Here is a 19,745-nt window from a genome sequence, read left to right on the forward strand (position 1 = left end):
AAGCGTTGATATATCCGACAATGTATTGCGCAGCAGAGCGCTAACGCACGGGCACGACATAAAGCGGCGCGTCGTCGATCGTCAGCGAAACCTTGCCATCGCTGCGAACGCGCCCTCGATCCCCACCCAGGTATCCCACAAGCCGGTATTCCCCTTTTGGCAGCTCGACCGAAATCGTCCGTTTTTCAGGTTCTTGCGTCCAGGCCGCAATCGCCTCACTCGATTCCTTGGCAAACCGCAACACGTGGACGCCTTCGGTTTCCGGATACGTAATCCGCCTTGTGTAACGATAGCCCGCCAGCGTCTGCGTGAGCGTGCGCGCGGCCGTGTATGCCGGCTTGGGAGAGTAGCACGGCGAAGCGTTCTCGTGGTATGGATACGCGACCATGCCGAAATGATGTTCCGGTTCCTCAGGATCGGGGCCGTCGTCGTGCCAATCGTACCAAATCGATACCGGGATTCCGCACGCGTAGTTGGTAAGCCATTGCCGCGGCAAATATTTCCCTTGCCGCTGCTCGTCGTAGTTTCGCCATGCCGCCGAGTACCCCCATTCGCCCGAAATAATCGGAATGGTTTTACCCTTGGGAGCGTACCGTTCGATCAATTCCCGAAGTGCTTCGTACTCGGGGATGACCGTTTCGGGAGGCGACTGCCGATATGGATGCACAGACACGGCATCCCAGTATTCCAGCAGCCCGCCTTGAAAGCATTTCTCCAGAAACGCCATGTCGATGCGCGAAGTTGCCGGACCGATGTAAAGTTCGTCGGGAGCCGTCTTGCGGATCGCTTTTCCAACCTCGATCGCCAGTTTGATGTAGTTTTCCGCATTCGGTTCCGGACGCCAGAACCGGATATTGGGCTCGTTGTACATCTCCCACAAGATGCCACGGCCCTTGAAGTGTGCGACCGAAGCCGCCGCCCAGCGTGCAAACGCCTTTCGCCCCGATTCGGAGTATGGCGAAAGTCCCTCGTCGTAATGCGGATTCACGTAGTCCAATATGAACAGCGCCCTAAGATCATGGCGTTCGAGATCGGCGATCAAGCGATCGTACGCGCTGAAATCGTACTTTCCCGGCTCCCGCTCGATGCGGCTCCAAACAAAGTCCATCCGAATCCACGTCATTCCCGAGTCGGCAAGCATGTTCAGCTCACCCGGCCGCTCGGTCGTGAAGTGGATGTTTGCCCCCAACCCTTGAGGAACGACCGGCTCGGGCCACGGGAATTTTTCGGCACGACCAATGCCGCACCAATTCAGGCACAGAAAACACAAAAGCCCTGAAACCACGTGGCGAAATCGAAGCTTCATCCCGGTGGGTTCCTTTCCAAGGCTAGTGACAAAAAGGAGGGTGGTATTGCATCTTGTTTTGTCACGCGTACTTGCCCCCCATTATGCTTTCGGGGTAGCATGCAATCAATTGCGAACGAACTGCGTCCTATCCTTCCCACCGACCGGCCCGCACTAGCTTTTGCAGACGGAAACCTACCTATGCGACGTCCTTTTGTTTCCCGCCGTCGATTCCTACAAGGCACGGCCGCCACCACGGCGGCACTATTCTGGAACGTCTCTCGCTCGGCTGGCGCCGAAACACCGAAGGTGCATCTCGCGACGAACGTGTATCCGTGGTACACGTTTTATCGGCGCGAGAACCGCGACTTCGAGGCCGACCTCGACGCGTCACTCAAAGAAGTGGCCGCCTCGGGAATGGATGGATTCGAGCCGATCCTCAACACGCCCGATGACGTAGCTCGCTTGGCTCCCGTGTTGAACAAACACAAGCTTGAAATGCGATCGTTCTACGTCAATTCGGTCCTTCACGATCCGAAGGCTGCCGAGGAGAGCATCTCTCGAATCACGACGATTGCCCGCGCCGCCAAAGAAACTCTGGGAACCCAGATCGTCGTTACGAATCCCAGCCCCAAATCGTGGAACCGAGAAGCGCCGGACAACGCAAAAAATGACAGGGAACTGGAAACCCAAGCCGCGGCTTTGGAGCAGCTCGGTACGGAACTTTCGAAATTGGGGGTCGTGCTTGCCTACCACAATCACGACATGGAATTGCGCAACGCCGCACGCGAGTTCCATCACATGATGCTGGCGACTACCCCCCAACATGTGACGTTGTGTCTCGACGCCCATTGGATGTACCGCGGAAGCGGCAACTCGCAAGTTGCCTTGTTCGACATTGTCGAGCTTTACGGTGAACGGGTTTCCGAAGTCCACTTGCGTCAGTCGCAAGACGGCACGTGGACCGAAGCATTCGGCCCCGGCGACATCGACTATCCGCGGCTGATCCGACTCCTCGCATCGAAGGGAATCACCCGGCCGCATTGGGTTTTGGAACAGGCGGTCGAGGGCGGTTCTCCGAATACCATGAACGCCGTCCAAGCGCATCGGGCAGGTCGCGAAGCCTTTTTTGCGATGCTGTCCGGTTGAGGCGTTCGCATATCATCGGATGTCGATGACCACATCAAGTCGTGCGATTGCCGTTCATCGCGTAAGAAGCCGCCCTGGATTTTGGAGAAAGCACCATGATGAAGCACGCGGGTGTTGTGTTGGCAACGATTGTTTTCGGTCTTGCGTGGATTTGCGTACCAGCAGCGATTGCGGTCGCCGGCGACACGATGACATTGACCTCACCGGACGGCCGTAACCGCATTCAAGTGTGTGCTTGTAACGAGGAGTTGGAATACTCCATCGAGCGAGACGGACGACCGATCTTCGTCAACTCGCCGTTGGGTTTGCGACTGGATTCGGGGATTCTCGGGAAGGCGGCTCGCATTGCGAACGTCGCGTATTCCGAACACGACGAAACCTGGAAGCCCGTATACGGTGAGCGAAGCGAAATCCGCGACCATTATCATCAGGCGATCGTTGCGTGTTCATCGCGATTGAGCAACGGCAGCACGTTGCACTTCGAGCTGAAGATTCGTGCGTACAACGAAGGAATTGCGATTGCTTACCGCATTCCCAAACAGGATTCGATCGAGACGCTGCACGTCGTCGAGGAACTAACCGAATTTACCTTTACCGGGAATCACACGTGCTGGCCGGTATACACGGCACAAGGTGAGTACCAAAGGGCTTTTCTGGACGACGTGAAACCCAACTGCGAGCGCCCGCTGTTGGTCGAGATCGAAGACGGCCCGGCAATCGCCGTCGCCGAAGCGCGCTTGGTCGATTTTGCCCGCGGTCGGCTTCAACCGGGCACGCGTCCTCATTCCCTACGCATTCACCTGGGAAGCGACGCAACGATTCGCTTGCCGTATACGACTCCGTGGCGGGTGATCATGACCGGTGACGATCCGTGTCGTTTGATTGAACAAAACTACCTGCTGCTGAATTTGAACGATCCGTGTGCAATTGAGGATACCTCATGGATCAAGCCGGGGAAGGTTATTCGCGAAGTGTCGCTGAGCACCGCCGGCGGCAAGGCATGCGTCGATTTCGCAAAGAAGATGAACATCGCGTATGTCGAATACGACGCCGGTTGGTACGGGCATGAGTACGACGACAAGGCCGACGCCACCACCGTGACGCCTGATCCGAAGCGCGTTTCCGACCCTACGCAACTCGATTTGCATGAGGTGATCCGATACGCAAAATCGCAAGGGATCGGAATCATCGTTTACGTGAATCGCCGAGCACTCGAGCGACAATTGGACGAAATCCTGCCGCTCTATCGTGAATGGGGCATCGCCGGGATCAAGTACGGATTCGTCCGCGTCGGCTCGCAACAATGGACGACGTGGCTGCACGAAGCCGTCCGCAAGGCCGCAAAGTATCAAATGATGGTGGACATTCACGACGAATATCGACCGACAGGCTACGAGCGGACGTATCCCAACCTGATGACCCAGGAAGGCATTCGCGGAAATGAAGAAATGCCCCCCGCCGAACACAACACCATCCTGCCGTTTACACGCGGATTGTGCGGTGCGGGGGATTACACGATTTGCTGGTACACCGACCGCATCAAGACGACACACGCCCATCAACTTGCGTGTGCGGTGGTCATGTATAGCCCCTGGCAGTTCGTTTTCTGGTACGATCGCCCCAGTCAGTTCCGCGGTGAACCTGGAACCGAATTCTTCAAAGATGTCCCCACCGTTTGGGACGAAACCCGCGTGCTGGACGGCGCCGTCGGCGAATACATCGTTACCGCGCGAAGAAACGCCGATCGGTGGTTCGTGGGCTTCATGAATTCGCAGAAGCGGCGAACCGTCGAGATTCCCCTCGATTTCTTGCCTGAAGGCCGCAATTTCGAGGCGATTCTGTTCACCGACGCGTCGCCCGCCGGAGACAATCCATTCGACGTCGCCGTTGAAAGGCAAACGGTCCGCAAGGGTGACCGATTGACGATCGAAGCAGCGCACAACGGCGGAGCGGCCGTGGAATTGATTCCCGTAGCGAAGTAGCGCCCCGTTTGCGCTCTCGAAGGTCTACTTCGGCCGACGTAGGTGATCATCGGGCCGTCTTGGAACCATGGCTTCCAGGACGGCCCGAACTTTCACGAGGGTTTCTTCGTATTCCTGCTCCGGGTCGGACTGAACGACGATACCGCCTCCGGCTGGAGCCGCCCACCACCCGCCGAACGACGTGACCGTCCGAATCAGGATGTTCCATTCGGCATTCCCGTCGAAGCCGATATAGCCCAGACTTCCGCAGTACGGACCGCGCGCGTTCGGCTCCAATTCGGCGATGATCTCCATGGCCCGCACTTTCGGCGCCCCGGTGATCGAACCGCCCGGATAGCTTGCCGCCAGCAAGTCGAAGGCGTCCAATCCGGGCTTCAGTCGTCCTTCGACGGCCGACACCAACTGCAGGACGGTCGCGTACGGCTCGATTCGACACAGTTCCGTCACGCAAACGGAATCTGCTGAGCACACGCGGGAAAGATCGTTTCGCAGCAAATCGACGATCATGACGTTTTCGGCGCGGTCTTTCTCCGAGGATTCGAGTTGCCGGGCAAACGCGTGATCTCGAACCCGATCTCCCGTACGCCGACGGGTTCCCTTGATGGGGCGAGTCTCGACGTGATCGCCGGTTAGCCGCAGAAACAACTCGGGGGAGCTGCTCATCACGCGACACTCGCCTGCGTCGAAATATGCCGCAAACGGGGCCGGGTTCGATCTTCGCAAGTCGAGATAGAACGACACATCGTCACACCGAGCGGGAGCAAAGAATTGTTGCGCAAGATTGACTTGAAAAATATCGCCGGCCCGTATGTACTTGATCGCCCGCGCGATCGCATCGAGATATTGTTCCCGCGTAAAGTTGCTGTAGGCGGCGCAATCGCCCACTTCGACCGGGACACCTCCCAATGCCTCGGGCGTCGGCGAAGGCGACTCGACGGCCGGCCTCGTGATTTCATCGCAACAACGTTCCTGCAGAATCGCCAAGAAATACTCTGCGCGACGCCGAGCATGGTCCATTCGCTCGACGCCTTGTCGCTTGGGAAAGCCTTGCGACACGATCCACGCCCTTCGGCGTCGATGATCGAGGGCAAAGACGCAATCATACAATCCGAAGGCACACAACGCCGGCGCAACCCCCTTCCAAGGAGCCGCGGGTACGTCTTCGAAAGCACGCCCGAATTCGTACCCCCAGAAGCCGGCCAGCCCGCCTTGAAACGGCGGTAAGTGTTCCACCGATTCGGCGCGGAAGTCGCGGCAAGCCTGCACGACTTCAGCCCAAAAATTGCGTAGGGCCTCACGAGAGCGTACGGCGGCAGGAAGGAAAAACCACCGAAAAGGATTCGCGGCGAGATAGGAATAACGTCCGAGCCGCTCATGCGGATCGGCACTGTCCAGCCAAATGCACCCCGGCAGGCGAGCCAAGCGACGAACCAAGCCGACGACATCCGGCCATTCGACTTCGATCACCACGGGCAGCCGGTCAACCATCCCGGGACGGCTCCTCGGCTCCATCGAGGCAATCCGAGTCGATCTTTCGCACGCGACGCAGATACCTCCGTTCCATGCGAGTCAACTCACGGACGGTAAGCAGTCCCCAATTCAACGCTTCGTCCTGGTAGTAGTTTTTTCCTAAGTCACGAGCCGTCACCGCCTTGGCCAATTCGTAGCCCCAATAGAAGGCGATTTCCGGCTCGACGGAGCGGTCTTCGCGGCGGTGTGCTTCGAGCAACTGAGAAAACAAATCGAACGGGTCGGGACTTTCGAACGATTCATCTCCGAGTAGCGCCCGCAGAGTGCCGTCGGCCACAAAGAACCGCGGCGATCGATCCTTCAAGCTTGACCGCAGATCGCTGATGAGCGTTTCGTTGTCGTGCAACTCCGGATCGCGCACGATCGCCAACCTGTTCTCTAAATCGGCGGGTAGAATTCCGTTCCGCACGGCGCACCACGTCAGTCGGCGGGCGACATCGCATTCGCGCACCGCCGATCGCGTTCGATTCGTCGACTGGCTCACGAAGATTGTCTGCACTTGAAGTTCTTGGCAAAACGCAGAAAGCAAAAAGATCAGGCCGGCCGTGTCGGCAGGACTCGTGCGCAGTACGGGCGACAAGTCCATCGCCAGCGGCAACTGCGGCCACATGGCGCGTGCGTGAAAATAACGCAGCAGGCTTTGCGAAAACCCAAAGCCGACCGGTGCCAGCACAGGATCGAAGATCCAGCCGTATGAGGCACATTGGGTGGCATCGGAATCGTCTTTCGACGGCTCGAGTAACTCATCGACACCTTCGAGAGTGCCGGGGATCTCGGGGACGACGATTGGCACGACGTCGGTATCAGCGTATTGCGGTACCTGTGACGGCTCAACCGGGCCGATCCATTCGGCTCCCGCTTCCACGGCACGCTTCAACACGCCCGCATCGCGCGAGCGCACAAACACGCGCTGCCCTGCCTTACGAAGCGCCCGCACGGCCGCGGCCACATTGGGCCACGGTTCGACGCTGTCGTGTCCCAGGCCGATGACATCGGCCCCCGCCTCAAACATCGCGAACGCGCGATCGGTGATCGTCTTGACATCCAACCGTTCGGCACCGTCGATCACACCGATGACGGCGATGTCGTAGTCTCCGTACTCGATCGGCTTGGCGCGCCGTCGAAAGAACTGCGGAATCTCTCGCAGGTCGGCCGGCCCACGTTCGACCGGCCGATTGAATTTCTTGGCCAAAACGCCTTCGTCGCCGGGGCATCCGCCGGGGATAAAAATACGGGTCACCTCCGGCGAAGGTGTCAAGTGTCGCGCGATCCAACGCGGCGTCATCAAAGCCGCAACGGTGATCGGCATCACCGCCACCGAATAGCGAAAACCGTTCTCGCGCGCGGTTTGATCGACCACGCGACGCAATGTTTTTTCGGCAAGCTTACCGGTTACGAAAAGGAAATGTTCGCTATCCATACCAATATGATCGACATTTCGGCATCGCGACACAAGACCGACGGTAGAGATTCGACTATCTTAGCTACCGATCGTGCGACACCACAACGCGAATTCAGCTTCGACAATAGGGAAGAGGCCTTCATCCGCGGAGCGTTTTGCGCAACATAAACCGGTGCAAGCGATTCGGCACGCGCCTGCACCGGTTGAAAAATTCCGGAAAAGAATTGGCGGCAACTCGCACCGCCGCACAGCCATGTTTAGGGCATGATTTTGCCGGCCAGCGGGCCGCCCAATTTCTGTTCCTGTTCTGCCAACAGTTTCTTAAGTTCGGAAAGCTTCGCTGCAAACTCGGGCTTGTCCGACAGGTCGTTCATCTCATGCGGATCGTCGTTCAGATTGAACAACAAGTACTTCGGAACGGCCGGATAATAGATCAGTTTCCAGCCGTCTTTTATGACGGCCCGCTGCTTGTCGAGGTAGGCCCCGTAGATCACATCGTGCAGCGATTTCGTTTCGCCGCGGATCACCGGCATCAGGCTTTTGAACTCGACGTGCTCGGTGTTCCGGGCACCGGCCAAATCGAGGGAAGTGGCCATGATGTCCTGAATATAGACAGGCGTGTCGAATCGTTTTCCGGCGGGAATGTCGGGCCCTACGACGATCAAGGGTGGTCGCAGACTGTGCTCGAACATGTTTTGCTTGCCCATCAGGCCGTGATGCCCGACCGCCAACCCGTGGTCGGCAGTGAAGAAGATATACGTGTTCTTCGCCTTGCCGGTGGCTTCCAGGGCGTCGAGAATCTTGCCGATTTGGACATCCATATGCGTGATCAACGCATAATATTCGCCCCGATGCACTTTGATGGCGTATTCCGTCCGCGGCCAGGGCGCCAAGCGCTCGTCGCGCAGTTTCTTGCCGGCAGCCATTTCCTCCATGTAGGGATACTCGGGCAAGAAATTTTTGGGCACTTCGATACGCTTGGGCGGATACTTGTCGACGAACTCCTTCGGCGATTGTCGAGGGTCGTGCGAAGCATTGAACGCTAGATACATGAAGAACGGACGAGGAACGCCGCCGGCGTTGCGGAGGTACGAGGTCGCGTCGTCGGCCAAAACCTCGCTCCAGTGACGTCCTCCTTCCCAAAATCCGCCCAGCGAGCGGTCCCAAGGACACCAGGGATCGGGTTTTCCTTCGATGGGCCGCTGATACGCCTCGGGCACGGTACGCGGCATGCCCGGTCGTACGTGCACGACGTGATCGAAAATCTGCGGAGGATCGATCTTCACATGCCATTTGCCGGTCATGTAGGTCTCGTACCCCACGTCGGCAAGCATTTGTGACCACAAACGCCCTGCAGCCGCTTCTGCCTGCAAGGCTTTCGTCTGGTCGAGTTCGTGCGCTCGCCATAAGAATCGCCCGGTGTTGAACATCGTGCGGCTCGCGACACATACCGCACCGGTCCATGAGCCCATGTTGTATGCGTGCGTGAAAACGGCTCCCGATTTTGCCAACCGATCCAGATTGGGCGTTTCAATATCGGTATAGCCAAAGGCGGCGATCGTTTCGAAACACTGATCGTCGGCGAAAATGAACAGGATGTTGGGTTTGTCGGCCGCCGCCACCGGCGAAGCCGTACCGCACCAGGCAACGGCCAGCGCCGCTGCACACAGAATGCCTGATACCACGAAACCTAGCTTTCTCACCATGATCACTCCTTTTTGCGTGGAAACCAATTTGAAAGGGGGGAAGGCACGACCGCGATGCCGTCCGCAGGCTTTCAATGGTCCAAAATCATTCCACATGATTATCGTCGACTCGGCGACCGGCGCACCCACCTGCCTCCTAGGCCCGCCCGATTCGCGTCATTCTGACATACCGAACCAACTCTTTGCCGCAGATTCTTTTACCCTGATTCAAACTGGGCAAGATCAAAAGGCCTGGTGATGTTCACGTCGCTTGCTGTGAAAAGTTCGTCGAGCACTTACGTTGCGACTGCTCTTGGTAGCACATCTCCGGTATGCTAAAGTGACGCATCGCCTGGGGTGTACGGAAACACCGCAATGGGCATCCACTATTCTTGTCCCGCACTGCAAGGAAGCACAACCAGTGGACGGTCTCTTCTCAGTGTCACGGTGGGATTTGGCGGTCTCGTTCTTGTTCGGCGCCCAATTTCTCGGCATCGCGTTGGCTTGTCTTGTTCGGATCTTGGCAGTGGATTCGCGTTACGGCTTTTTACGCCGCAGCTTTTACGGCATGCTTGGACTGCTCGGAGGCATCACAGTCGCAAGCCTGGGGACCTCTCCCGCCAGTTGGGCCGGTTGCGGAATTACCTTGTCGTTGATGGTGTTGATCACGACGGCTGATTTTCGGCGCGGTATTCCGCGAAGAACGGCCTGAAAAGGCGTACGGCCCCTCGATTTCTTTCAGCCCCCTGTGTCGGACGGTTTACCGGGCTACAATAATCCTATACCGGTACTTCATCGGTGGACGCGGGGGTATTATACCCCCACGCAGGGCAGTCGCCGGGTCGGAGTTTGCATGACGACTCCGAATACCACCGGCTTGCTGCGTGCCGACCTCACCCCGGATAGGACTCCCGGCATGACCCAAAGTATCGAAAACATCGGGAATCGCCCGAAAGAGCTTCGCGCCTTGTACGACGCCATCCGCCCCGAGATGGAAGAAGTCGAGCGCCGCTTGCAAGATGAGCTGCAAAGCCAGTGTGTATTCATCGACCGCATGTTGCGACACGGCTTCCAGCTGGGAGGAAAGCGTTTGCGGCCGGCGTTGGTTCTATTAACCGCCAAAGCGTGCGGCGGAACGACCGACGATCATATCGTGTTGGCGACCGCCGTCGAAATGATTCATAGCGCAACGCTGATCCACGACGACGTTCTCGACGAAGCTACGATTCGCCGACACCTCGAAACAGTCAATGCCCGCTGGGACAACGAAGCGAGCGTACTGTTGGGCGATTACCTTCTCGCTCGCGCGATCTGTTTGGCCAGTTCCCTCGATACGCCCGATGCCTGTCGGGAAATCGCTCAAGCCAGTTTGCTCACCTGCCAGGGTGAATTGCGTCAGGTGGCGGCACGACGCAATTTCGAACTGACCGAGGAGGCTTATCTGGACATTATCTCTGAAAAAACAGCGGAATTGTGCGCCTGCTGCTGCCGACTGGGTGCACGGTATGCCGGCGCCGACCGCGATACCGAAGAAACGTTCTACCGCTTTGGGGCGGCACTGGGAATCGCTTTCCAGATCGTCGACGACATCCTCGATATCTGCGGCACCGAGGAAGAGATGGGCAAGTCGCTGGGGACCGACCTGGTCAAACAAAAGCCGACGTTGCCGTTGATTCGTGTGTTGGAAACGGCTTCGGCGGATGACAGGAAAGCCGTGGTCGAAATCCTTTCGGCCCAAGAGGTCGATTACCGCGATAAGTTGCGTCCGTATTTCGAAAAATACGATGCCCTCGGCTATGCCGAAGAAAAGGCTCGCCGATTCATTGCCGAGGCGGTCTCCCACCTCGAATCGCTGCCGGCTCACCCGGTGATCGAAGCGCTTCGTTGCCTTGCCGATTTCGTCATTACGCGGCACCAGTGAAAAAAGCGGTCTCGCTCGAGACAAGCCCATCGAACGAGACCGTTCAGCCGTTGTCTGCCCTCGGCGGCTTTCAATGGATTTCCAGTTCGACGGCGCCCAGTCCTTGCGCTTCGCCGCGATAACGTCCGCGTATGTCGTCACCCGTCACGCGATAGGCGGGAGCGGCCGTGCCCGTCAAAACAACCAGCCCCGGCTCCAACGTCAGGCCGTACCGGTGCAGATGATTGACGCACCACAACAGCGAATTCCACGGCGTTCCGAGTACTTCTCGTGTCGAACTGGTACGAATTGCCGTCCCGTTGCGATACAACGTCAACGTGATGTCGTCGACATCGCTCGTCATCGGATCACACGCAGGCCCCAGTACAAAGCGGTGCGAACCGGTTCCGACGGCAATCATATCGGCGGCCGTCGGTTTCGCAACTCGGCTGTCGTAGGGAAAGTCGCCCGCGTCAAAAGCCACGTGCACCGAACGAACCAACGGCTTGAGCGAAGCGACGTCAACGATCGGGCCGTCGATCCGCTTGCCGATCGTGAAGGCAATTTCGACCTCAAGCATCAACTCATTGAAATCGCTTTGTAAGACTCTGCTGCCGCTGGGGAGACGTTGGATCGCATACAGTGGGCCGCGAGCCGGTTCGTTCATCCCGAATTGTTCTTGTGCAGCCCGACTGGCATAGGCGACTTTGTATCCGGCAATGGCCCCGCGCTCCGCTTCCAGGCGCTCAGCCAGTACTCGTTGCACGCAATAGGCGGCATCGAAGGACAAGCTGTCCAGATCGTGAGACGGAGGAACGCATTGTTGATGGGTTCGGGCAGCGACAAGAAACCGTTGCACGAGCGTTTCGGTTTCTTGAGCGAGACACGAGGGCATGATTCCCAAACAAGTTCCCAAGGCAACGATTGCCGCCGATGCAACAAGGAAGCAGGGTTTGTGCATTTGCCTGTATCTCCCGTTTTGAAAAGTGTGTCACGATCCGTGTTGCCGCATCATACGTTCGAATTGTAAACCTTAGCGGCACTGATTGCCTACAATCTCTCCGTCCGGTCGGCAGACGAACAGACCCCCACAAAACCCCGCAAAATTCTTGACAGGGATTGCAGCGGTGGAGAAAAACGAGCTAGGGAAGAGTGCTTCTCTCTCGTCGCAGACCGTTTTGTCTTATCGTTTTGCGGGGGTGCGCCATGCGGTATGGCCGAGTTTCCCCATTGAGCGGCAAACACGTATTTTGCCTGCTCTTGCTTTTCGTGTTCTCGACAACGAGCGCATGCTCTCGCTACTCTGAAAAACCGCGTGAATCGACCGACGAAGTTGCCCCCTTGGAACCGGCTGCTTCCCCGGTCATTCCCGTCCAGGAACGCACCCCTCCTCCAGCCCGGCCCGACATCGAACTGGCTGAGATTTCAGCCGTCGAATTGCGCGCGGGCGAGCGCACCGAAGTACCTCTCGCGGTCGACCGCCACGGCCGCAAAGGCCGAATCACGATTTCCGTAGAAGGATTACCAGAAGGCATCTCGGCAAAGGGGACTATTCCCGGCTCGGAAGACGAAGGGACGCTTGTACTCGAGGCCGCCCCCGACGCAAACGAACTTCCCGAAGAGATCAACTTGATTTGCCGTGCCTCGCTCGGCGATTCGACGGCTTCTCAGCCATTCAGGGTTCGCATACGACAAACCCCACCCCCAAAACTCGAACCGCCGGAAGTCGTCGTCTTGAGTCCGGGGACGGAGAAACTCGTTCCCATTTCAGTTGCTTTCCAGGGCGCACCGTCGCCCATCCGTTTCGACCCGTCGGAAGTGCCCGACGGCTGGAAAGAATCATCTGTGGAGTGCGGTGTCGACGGGAAAGTCGCCATCCCTGTTGCCGTTCCTTCCAACGCCGAAGACGGTACTCACCAATTGGTATATGCGGTAACAACGGGTAACCATCGTACGACTCTTGCCTTGACGATTCGCGTAGTTCGCAGACCGTTCACATTTGATTCATTTCGGGTCGTACGATTGTCACCGGGAGAATCGGCTACGGTAACGATTCCCGTCGTGCGGAACGGATACGGTGGGCCGATCGACGTTGCATTGGAAAACTTGCCCGAGGGTGTCGAAGCATCGTGCGACGAAGTTCCGGCCGGAGGGAAAGAACTGGTTCTCACCTTCACCGCGAGTCGTTCCGCCGAGCCTCGCGTGCGTTCGACGTACCTTGTCGGTTCGGGCGGAATATTCCATTGCAAGAGCCCGATTATCGTACGGGTGGTCGATCAACAGGGCGACTATCTTCCGCCGGAACTCGTTTCTTCACAGGAAATGCGGATGCTGTTTCGCCGCGGCTCGATCGGAGCCCGCCTGTCGGCGAACAGTAAGAATCTGCTGGCCGACGTCTACGGTGGAACGCCCGAGTCGGAGGCGGCCGTACAAGCCGGTTTGCGCTGGCTGGCCGCTCATCAGTCAGCCGACGGCCATTGGTCGTTGAATCACTACGATCAAGCAACGTCGGATTGCGACTGCAAGACCGACTTTGAGGCGGAAGTTATCGACATGGACACGGCCGGCACGGCGTTGGGACTGTTGCCCTTCTTAGGAGCCGGTATCACGCACGTTTCGGCGCCGGAGGGGCAATCGGAACTTCTCGTCTACCGGACAACCGTCCGCTACGGGCTTTCGTGGTTGATGCGTCATCAAGTATCGAGCCGTGATCTTCTTAAAGACGGCAATTTGGGAGGCAGCATGTACGCGCACGCGCTCGGAACGATGGTGCTGTGTGAAGCCTACGGACTGACCGGAGACGAGCGCATTGCTGAAGCGGCACGACGGGCGATTCGATACTTAATGGCGGCTCAACATCAAGCGGGCGGTTGGCGGTATCAACCACGTCAGGCAGGTGATATGTCCGTTGTCGGCTGGGTGTTCCTGGCAATCCGCGAGGGCCAGTTGGCCGGATTGCCGATCGACAAGTCGCCGTTGTTGCGGGCGGAAAACTTTCTCGACGCCTGCTCGGTCGGCGAACCACCCCACGAAAAGGCCCAATATTGCTACCAGCCCGGGGGAGCTCCCAAGCCTTCTCTCACCGCCGCGGGCATCCTTGCCCGGCAATACCTTGGCTGGCCGAAAGATCACCCCGATCTCGAAGCGGCATGCGAACTCATTTTCCGCCAAATCCCGCCTCAAGAAAAAGAAACGATCGGCCCGCTCTACTTCTACTATTATGCAACCCAAGTGTTGCATCACATGGAGGGCGATCGGTTCGATTTGTGGAATCACCGCATGCGGGAATTACTGGTTCGCACACAGGAACGAAACGGCCATCGGGCCGGAAGCTGGAGTCCGCAAGGAGTCGACCACGGCGCGAAAGGAGGCAGACTTTACAGCACGTCGTTGGCCTTAATGACCCTGGAAGTCTACTACCGACATCTGCCCATGTACCGCCCCATCCGCCGCGGTTCACTGGCGGCACAGCCCTCACCTGCGACCGGACGCTGAGGTGACGGAATGCTCTGCGTGCAGCTTTGTCTTTGACTTCGTCTCGACTTTCGACGCGTCTCACCGTCGAAGACGTGACAATGAGGCCGCCCCTCAATAAGATGAAATGAGGGGAGCGGAACGGGGCCGCTTGATCACCCTCGGCGACAGTCGAGTGCACAAACGCCCCGGTCGTCGTGTGCTTCTTATGCCATATCAAGGCAACCCGGAGGAAGAGGAAGGAAGGCTCATGCCGGTTCAGATGGAATTGTCTCGCGTGATCATCAGCGACCTCAGCGACGAACAGTACATCTACCTAAAAGAGGTAGACGGCGATCGTGCGTTCCCGATCGTCATCGGGTTGTATGAGGCCACGAGCATTCATCGCAAGGTAACGGGCCAAGCCGTTTTGCGTCCCCTTCCACACGACTTGGTTTTGTCGGCCATTCGAGCGCTCGGCGGCGAGCCGCACGATGTTCTGATCAACGAGCTGAAAGACCACACGTACCATGCGCGACTGCGTATCAAACAAAACGGAGAGCTGATCGAGCTGGACTCACGGCCGTCCGATGCCATCGCCGTCGCCGTGCGTTGCGAACCTCCCCTGCCTATTTTCGTGGCGGAAGAAGTTCTTGCGGAGGCGACCGGTGGCTGAGCCCCGGGACATCGTCGTGACCGATCTTTCTCTCGGCCTCTCGGCGCGGAGTGGCCCCGCACGGATTCCCGTAGGTATCGCCCGTTTTGGATATTCCGTCAGATCAACGCGTCTTCGAATTCCGTTCGAAGGGCTTCCAGCCCCTTACGCCCCTGCTCACCCGCGACGACGATATTCAGACGCACTTCGCTGGTACTGATCATGTCGGCGTTGATTTCCTGACGCGACAAAGCAGCAAAAGTGCGGCCGGCCACCGTGACGTGACTCTTCAGTCCCGTCCCCTGGATCGACAGCTTGGCCACTTCACGATCGCCGGTCGGCGGTGCAGCTTTCATTTCGTTGCAGATATCGCGGGCAACCGCGATCGCATCGTCGTAGGCAGTCCGCGGGACGGTAAACGTCATCGTCGCGACGTCATCTCGGCCCGCGTTCTGCACGATCATATCCACCGAAATTCCCTTTTGGGCGATTTGTTTGAACACCGAGGCCGCCAGTCCGGGGCGATCGGGGACTTGCGGCAACGTGATTCGGGCTTGCGTCTCGTCCAATGAAATCGCTTCGAGCAGCAAGTCTTCCATCCCTTGCATGCGGGACAACAAACGCTCTCGGTCGAACCCGTTTGTGGGCTGCCGATCCATCGCTTCAACCGCGTTTTGAGGCGGTTCCTTGTCGAGCTCGAAGGCCGCATGGAGTGTGCGGAGAGCTTCCAGGGCGTCTTTTCGGTCCACGGCCACCGAGATCTTGATCTCGCTGGTAGTGATCATCAGGATGTTGATGCCTTTGGAGGCCAAGGCTTCGAACATCTTTTCCGCCACGCCGGGCCGGTTTGCCATCCCGCTTCCGACGACCGAAACCTTCGCAACGTTTTCGTCGTAGCCGACGCCTTCGGCGCCCAACTCTTCGGCGCATTGTTCCACGATGCGCAACGCCGCGGGCAAATCGCTCAGGGCCACGGTGAACGACAAGTCGGCACGGCCATCGGCGCCCATGTTCTGGACGATCATGTCCATCTCGATGTTCCGATCCGACAGGCGAGTGAACACAGAAGCCGCGGCCCCCGGGCGGTCCGGGACCCCTTCCACGGTAATGCGTGCTTCTTCTTCGATCACCGCGGCCCCGCAAACCGGGACGCTGGTCGACTCCGGAACCCACGAAATGATCGTCCCCGGCTGATCGGTCCCGCTGTGGCGAACATGAACGGGAACCGAGAACCGTTTGGCGAACTCGATCGAACGATTGTGCATCACGCCGGCGCCGGCGGTCGCCAACTCGAGCATTTCGTCGTAGCTGATTCGTGCCATTCGCCTTGCGTCGGGCACCTTTCGCGGATCGGTCGTATACACGCCGTCCACATCGGTGTAGATTTCGCATGATTCGGCGCGCAGCGCCGCAGCCAAGGCCACGGCCGTCGTATCGCTTCCGCCGCGTCCCAGCGTCGTGATGTCGTACGTGTCGCTGATCCCTTGGAAACCGGCTGCAATGACGATGTTTCCTTCGTCAAGCGCCTGACGGATGCGTTCCGTATCGATCGAGCGAATACGGGCTTTCGTATGGACGTTGTCGGTGCGGATGCCCAATTGCGGGCCTGTCATGCTGATCGCCTTGTGCCCCATGCTGTGAATTGCCATCGCCACCAGCGCAACACTCACCTGTTCACCGGTGGAAAGCAGCATGTCCATTTCTCGCGCCGGCGGATCCTTGCTCACCTGGCGTGCCAAATCGACCAGGTGATCGGTCGTATGCCCCATCGCACTAACGACCATCACGACTTGGTGGCCCTGTTTTTGAGCGCGAATTGCTTTGCGGGCGGCGGCCATGATCTTCTCTGCATCCGCCACACTCGTACCACCGAACTTTTGGACGATGATTCCCATTTCTGCGAGTCTCCCACACCGGGCTTGCCGAAGATCCTGCTGTGAATTCTCGGCCGTACCTTTCTTGATTCCCTGTTCGTTCCTGTAGCGTTGCCTAGCCGGTTCGCCCCATGAACCACGTCATCAATCGCCAGCCTTCCTCGAAGACGAGCTTCGACCGTTCGGCCACGGCTTCGTCGCACGAATGACAGTCGTCGGGCTCGATTCCTGTTCCCGCCACCGCAAAGGGAACGAACCCGTGGCTATGCGTTTTGATTCGCAGCGGCGTCGGGTGGTCAGGCGAAACGAGGATGCGATACTCGCCGGCTTTCCGAAGCGCCTCGAACACCGGCCCCACAATGCACTCGTCGATTCGCTGTAGGGCTTCGATTTTCGCTTCCGTATTGCCCTCATGCGACGCTTCGTCGGTCGCCTCCACGTGGATGCATACGACATCGGTCTCTTGCAGGGCATCGACGGCATACTTTCCCTTGGCTGCGTAATCGGTATCGAGGTAACCGGTCGCACCGGGCACTTCGATGCAGCGCCATCCCGCCAGCTTGGCCAATCCACGAAGCAAATCGACCGCCGTAATCATGGCACCGTCGACACCAAACCGATCTTTGAAGGGCGGCAACTTGGGCGCGCCTCCTAGGCCCCAAAGCCAGATATGCGTCGCGGGCAGTTTTCCCGCACGACGTCTCGCCTGGTTGACCGGATGATCGGCGAACAACGTCTCGCTTTGGGCCATCATTTCGACGAGCACATCGCATCCGGGACCGCGAGGAAAATCGTCGATGACCGTCTGATCGGTAAGATCGTGCGGTGGTGTCGTGCGCGTCTCGCGGGTAAACGGCGACGGCCGGCCCTTTGCCCGATAAATCAGCAAATTCCGATAGCTGACCCCCGGATAAAACTGCCAGTGTTCCGACCCGATATGCTCCTGCGCCGTTTCCAACAGGGCTGCGGCCTCTTCGGTCGAAATGTGGCCGGCGGTGAAATCTCGCATGACTTGGTCTTCGATGCACACCAGATTGCACCGGATGGCCCAATCGTCTTCAGCCAATTCGATGTCCTGCGCGGCGGCCTCCAGCGGAGCGCGACCGGTGTAATAAGTCAATGGATCGTACCCAAGCAAACTCAGATTGGCGACGTCCGACCCCGGAGGAAGCGTCCGCGGAACGTTGTTCGCCCGCCCCACGACACCGGCGGCGGCCACGGCATCCATAGCGGGCAGGTCGGCCGCTTGCAACGGCGTGCGTCCCCCTAAGGAATCTTGAGGTTCGTCGGCGCATCCGTCGGGGATAATGATTGCGTACTTCATAGGTTCCGTCTGGATTTGAAAGGAAAAGTCCGTGGGAGCTCAGTGTCGCGTCGGTGGAAGCCGGTCGATCCGCCGTCAGTCGCGCACGCGGAATCGCACCGAACCGGGGCGCACGAAGGCAAGATTTTCGATTTGCGCCATCGCGTCGCGCATCGGTCCCTCTGCTGCGGCATGCGTCATGATCACCAGCGGCACGACTCCCTCGGATTGGTCTTCCGCCTCGTGCTGAATGACCGAGGCGATCGATATCTTATGCTTGCCCAAAATGCCTGCAATCTCCGCCAATACCCCCGGGCGATCCTGAACTTGAAACCGCAAGTAGAAGCGGCTGGTAACCGAGTCAGGATCGCGCGGTTGCACGTCACCGGCTCGGGAATCGTCCCACAGACGCAAGGTGTCGAATGTGATCGCCGTACGCCCCACGACCGTGTCGACGATATCGGCAACAACGGCCGAGGCGGTCGGCATCTGCCCGGCTCCCAGTCCGTGAAAGAACACCCGGCCCACGGCATCGCCCACGACTCGCACGGCGTTATATGCGCCGCGCACTTCGGCCAACGGCGAGCCTCGACGCACCAACGTGGGCGATACGTGCAGCTCTAAACCGTCACCGGTTTGTTCCGCTACAGCCAGCAATTTGATGCTGTAGCCCAGTTCACTCGCATATTGCATATCGGAGGCAGTCACCGTCTCGATGCCGGTTCGTGGGATAGCCTTCCAGTCGACGGTTGCTCCGAAGGCAAGCTGCGCCAGAATTGCGAGCTTTTGTGCCGCGTCGGTTCCGTTCACATCCATCGCCGGATTGGCCTCGGCATACCCTCGCCGTTGGGCTTCGGCGACCGCCGCGGCGTACTCCTGGCCCTTTTCTTCCATTTGGGTCAAGATGAAATTGCTCGTCCCGTTGAGGATCGCGTGAATCGACTGGATTTCGTTGGCCACCAGACATTCACCGATACCCGCGATGATCGGGATCCCTCCCGCGACGGCCGCTTCGAACGCGATGGAACGGCCCACTTCGCGGGCCTTGGCAAACAATTCGGGACCATACTCGGCCAACAGCGCTTTATTCGCCGTGACGACGTTCTTTCCTCGTTCGAGAAGTTGTAGTACGATCGTTCGCGCCGGCTCGAGGCCCCCGATCAATTCGACGGCAACCTCGACATCGGGATCTTCCAAAACATCGTCTAAATTCGACGTCAGTAACTCAGCGGGCACCTTGACATTGCGTTCGCGAGTGAGATCCTTGTCGCAAACGTAGGCAAGCTCGATGCGTTTGCCCGCCCTTTCTGCGAGACGATCTTTCGCCTCCAAAAGAATTTTGGCTGTTCCTGATCCGATCGTACCGAATCCGATGACAGCTACTTTGGCCGTTTCCATTGAATGAAAGGTCCTTTGCGGTTGTCTCTCATCGTTTCCGACGGAGGTGAGTCGCACTTGGCACCGCCGGAAACCGCCTCCGAGGAAAGTCTTGAGCCCACCCCCGGCGACGTTCTCGCGGCTTCCCCT

General features: G+C 58.4%; 14 protein-coding genes. 6 read left to right on the forward strand and 8 right to left on the reverse strand.

Translation table 11 applies throughout. The features are described from left to right. Positions 1–40 precede the first annotated feature (40 nt). Positions 41–1,306 (reverse strand): cellulase family glycosylhydrolase, encoded by a 1,266-nt coding sequence (locus ACYQ2I_RS10145; RefSeq protein WP_460166897.1) that lies wholly within the window; start codon positions 1,304–1,306, stop codon positions 41–43. A gap of 180 nt (positions 1,307–1,486) precedes the next feature. Between ACYQ2I_RS10145 and ACYQ2I_RS10150 the strand changes: the two genes are divergently transcribed. Both ACYQ2I_RS10150 and ACYQ2I_RS10155 read left to right on the forward strand, forming a co-directional pair. Continuing rightward, positions 1,487–2,434: a sugar phosphate isomerase/epimerase family protein gene (locus ACYQ2I_RS10150; RefSeq protein ID WP_460166898.1), complete on the forward strand. Its 948-nt coding sequence runs from the start codon at positions 1,487–1,489 to the stop codon at positions 2,432–2,434. Between the two features lie 95 nt (positions 2,435–2,529). Continuing rightward, positions 2,530–4,416, forward strand: coding sequence for a glycoside hydrolase family 97 protein (locus tag ACYQ2I_RS10155; protein WP_460166899.1), 1,887 nt, complete (start codon positions 2,530–2,532; stop codon positions 4,414–4,416). A gap of 24 nt (positions 4,417–4,440) precedes the next feature. Here ACYQ2I_RS10155 and pabB read toward each other — a convergent pair whose 3' ends face one another. The 3 genes from pabB to ACYQ2I_RS10170 all read right to left on the reverse strand — a co-directional run bounded on the left by pabB (position 4,441) and on the right by ACYQ2I_RS10170 (position 9,054). Beyond that, entirely contained in the window at positions 4,441–5,904 is a 1,464-nt protein-coding gene (gene pabB, locus ACYQ2I_RS10160; RefSeq protein WP_460166900.1) for an aminodeoxychorismate synthase component I, read from the reverse strand. After that, positions 5,897–7,366: a DUF6513 domain-containing protein gene (locus ACYQ2I_RS10165; protein ID WP_460166901.1), complete on the reverse strand. Its 1,470-nt coding sequence runs from the start codon at positions 7,364–7,366 to the stop codon at positions 5,897–5,899. The genes pabB and ACYQ2I_RS10165 overlap by 8 nt, the downstream gene beginning before the upstream one ends. Positions 7,367–7,605: 239 nt before the next feature. Beyond that, the gene (locus tag ACYQ2I_RS10170) at positions 7,606–9,054 is read right to left on the reverse strand and encodes a sulfatase family protein (RefSeq protein ID WP_460166902.1); all 1,449 of its coding nucleotides are present in this window, start codon (positions 9,052–9,054) and stop codon (positions 7,606–7,608) included. Between the two features lie 400 nt (positions 9,055–9,454). On the opposite strand from ACYQ2I_RS10170, the gene ACYQ2I_RS10175 reads away from it, so the two are divergent. After that, positions 9,455–9,745, forward strand: coding sequence for a hypothetical protein (locus ACYQ2I_RS10175; RefSeq protein ID WP_460166903.1), 291 nt, complete (start codon positions 9,455–9,457; stop codon positions 9,743–9,745). Between the two features lie 141 nt (positions 9,746–9,886). Then, a complete protein-coding gene (locus tag ACYQ2I_RS10180) occupies positions 9,887–10,954 on the forward strand; it encodes a polyprenyl synthetase family protein (RefSeq protein ID WP_460166904.1) in 1,068 nt (355 codons plus the stop codon). Positions 10,955–11,024: 70 nt separating this feature from the next. Here the strand turns inward: ACYQ2I_RS10180 and ACYQ2I_RS10185 are convergent, their stop codons facing one another. Further along, positions 11,025–11,894: a 2-keto-4-pentenoate hydratase gene (locus ACYQ2I_RS10185; RefSeq protein ID WP_460166905.1), complete on the reverse strand. Its 870-nt coding sequence runs from the start codon at positions 11,892–11,894 to the stop codon at positions 11,025–11,027. Between the two features lie 269 nt (positions 11,895–12,163). Here ACYQ2I_RS10185 and ACYQ2I_RS10190 point away from each other — a divergent pair, with 269 nt between their 5' ends. Continuing rightward, a complete protein-coding gene (locus tag ACYQ2I_RS10190; protein ID WP_460166906.1) occupies positions 12,164–14,428 on the forward strand; it encodes a hypothetical protein in 2,265 nt (754 codons plus the stop codon). A gap of 229 nt (positions 14,429–14,657) precedes the next feature. After that, entirely contained in the window at positions 14,658–15,062 is a 405-nt protein-coding gene (locus tag ACYQ2I_RS10195) for a bifunctional nuclease family protein (RefSeq protein WP_460166907.1), read from the forward strand. Positions 15,063–15,160: 98 nt separating this feature from the next. Here the strand turns inward: ACYQ2I_RS10195 and ACYQ2I_RS10200 are convergent, their stop codons facing one another. The 3 genes from ACYQ2I_RS10200 to ACYQ2I_RS10210 all read right to left on the reverse strand — a co-directional run bounded on the left by ACYQ2I_RS10200 (position 15,161) and on the right by ACYQ2I_RS10210 (position 19,616). After that, positions 15,161–16,936 carry an aspartate kinase gene (locus ACYQ2I_RS10200; RefSeq protein WP_460166908.1) on the reverse strand — a complete coding sequence of 592 codons (1,776 nt, stop codon included), beginning with the start codon at positions 16,934–16,936 and terminating at the stop codon, positions 15,161–15,163. Between the two features lie 94 nt (positions 16,937–17,030). Continuing rightward, a complete protein-coding gene (locus ACYQ2I_RS10205) occupies positions 17,031–18,239 on the reverse strand; it encodes a cofactor-independent phosphoglycerate mutase (RefSeq protein ID WP_460166909.1) in 1,209 nt (402 codons plus the stop codon). 75 nt (positions 18,240–18,314) lie between these two features. Next, positions 18,315–19,616, reverse strand: coding sequence for a homoserine dehydrogenase (locus tag ACYQ2I_RS10210; protein ID WP_460166910.1), 1,302 nt, complete (start codon positions 19,614–19,616; stop codon positions 18,315–18,317). Between the last annotated feature and the right edge of the window lie 129 nt (positions 19,617–19,745).

Source organism: Thermostilla marina, assembly GCF_054657455.1.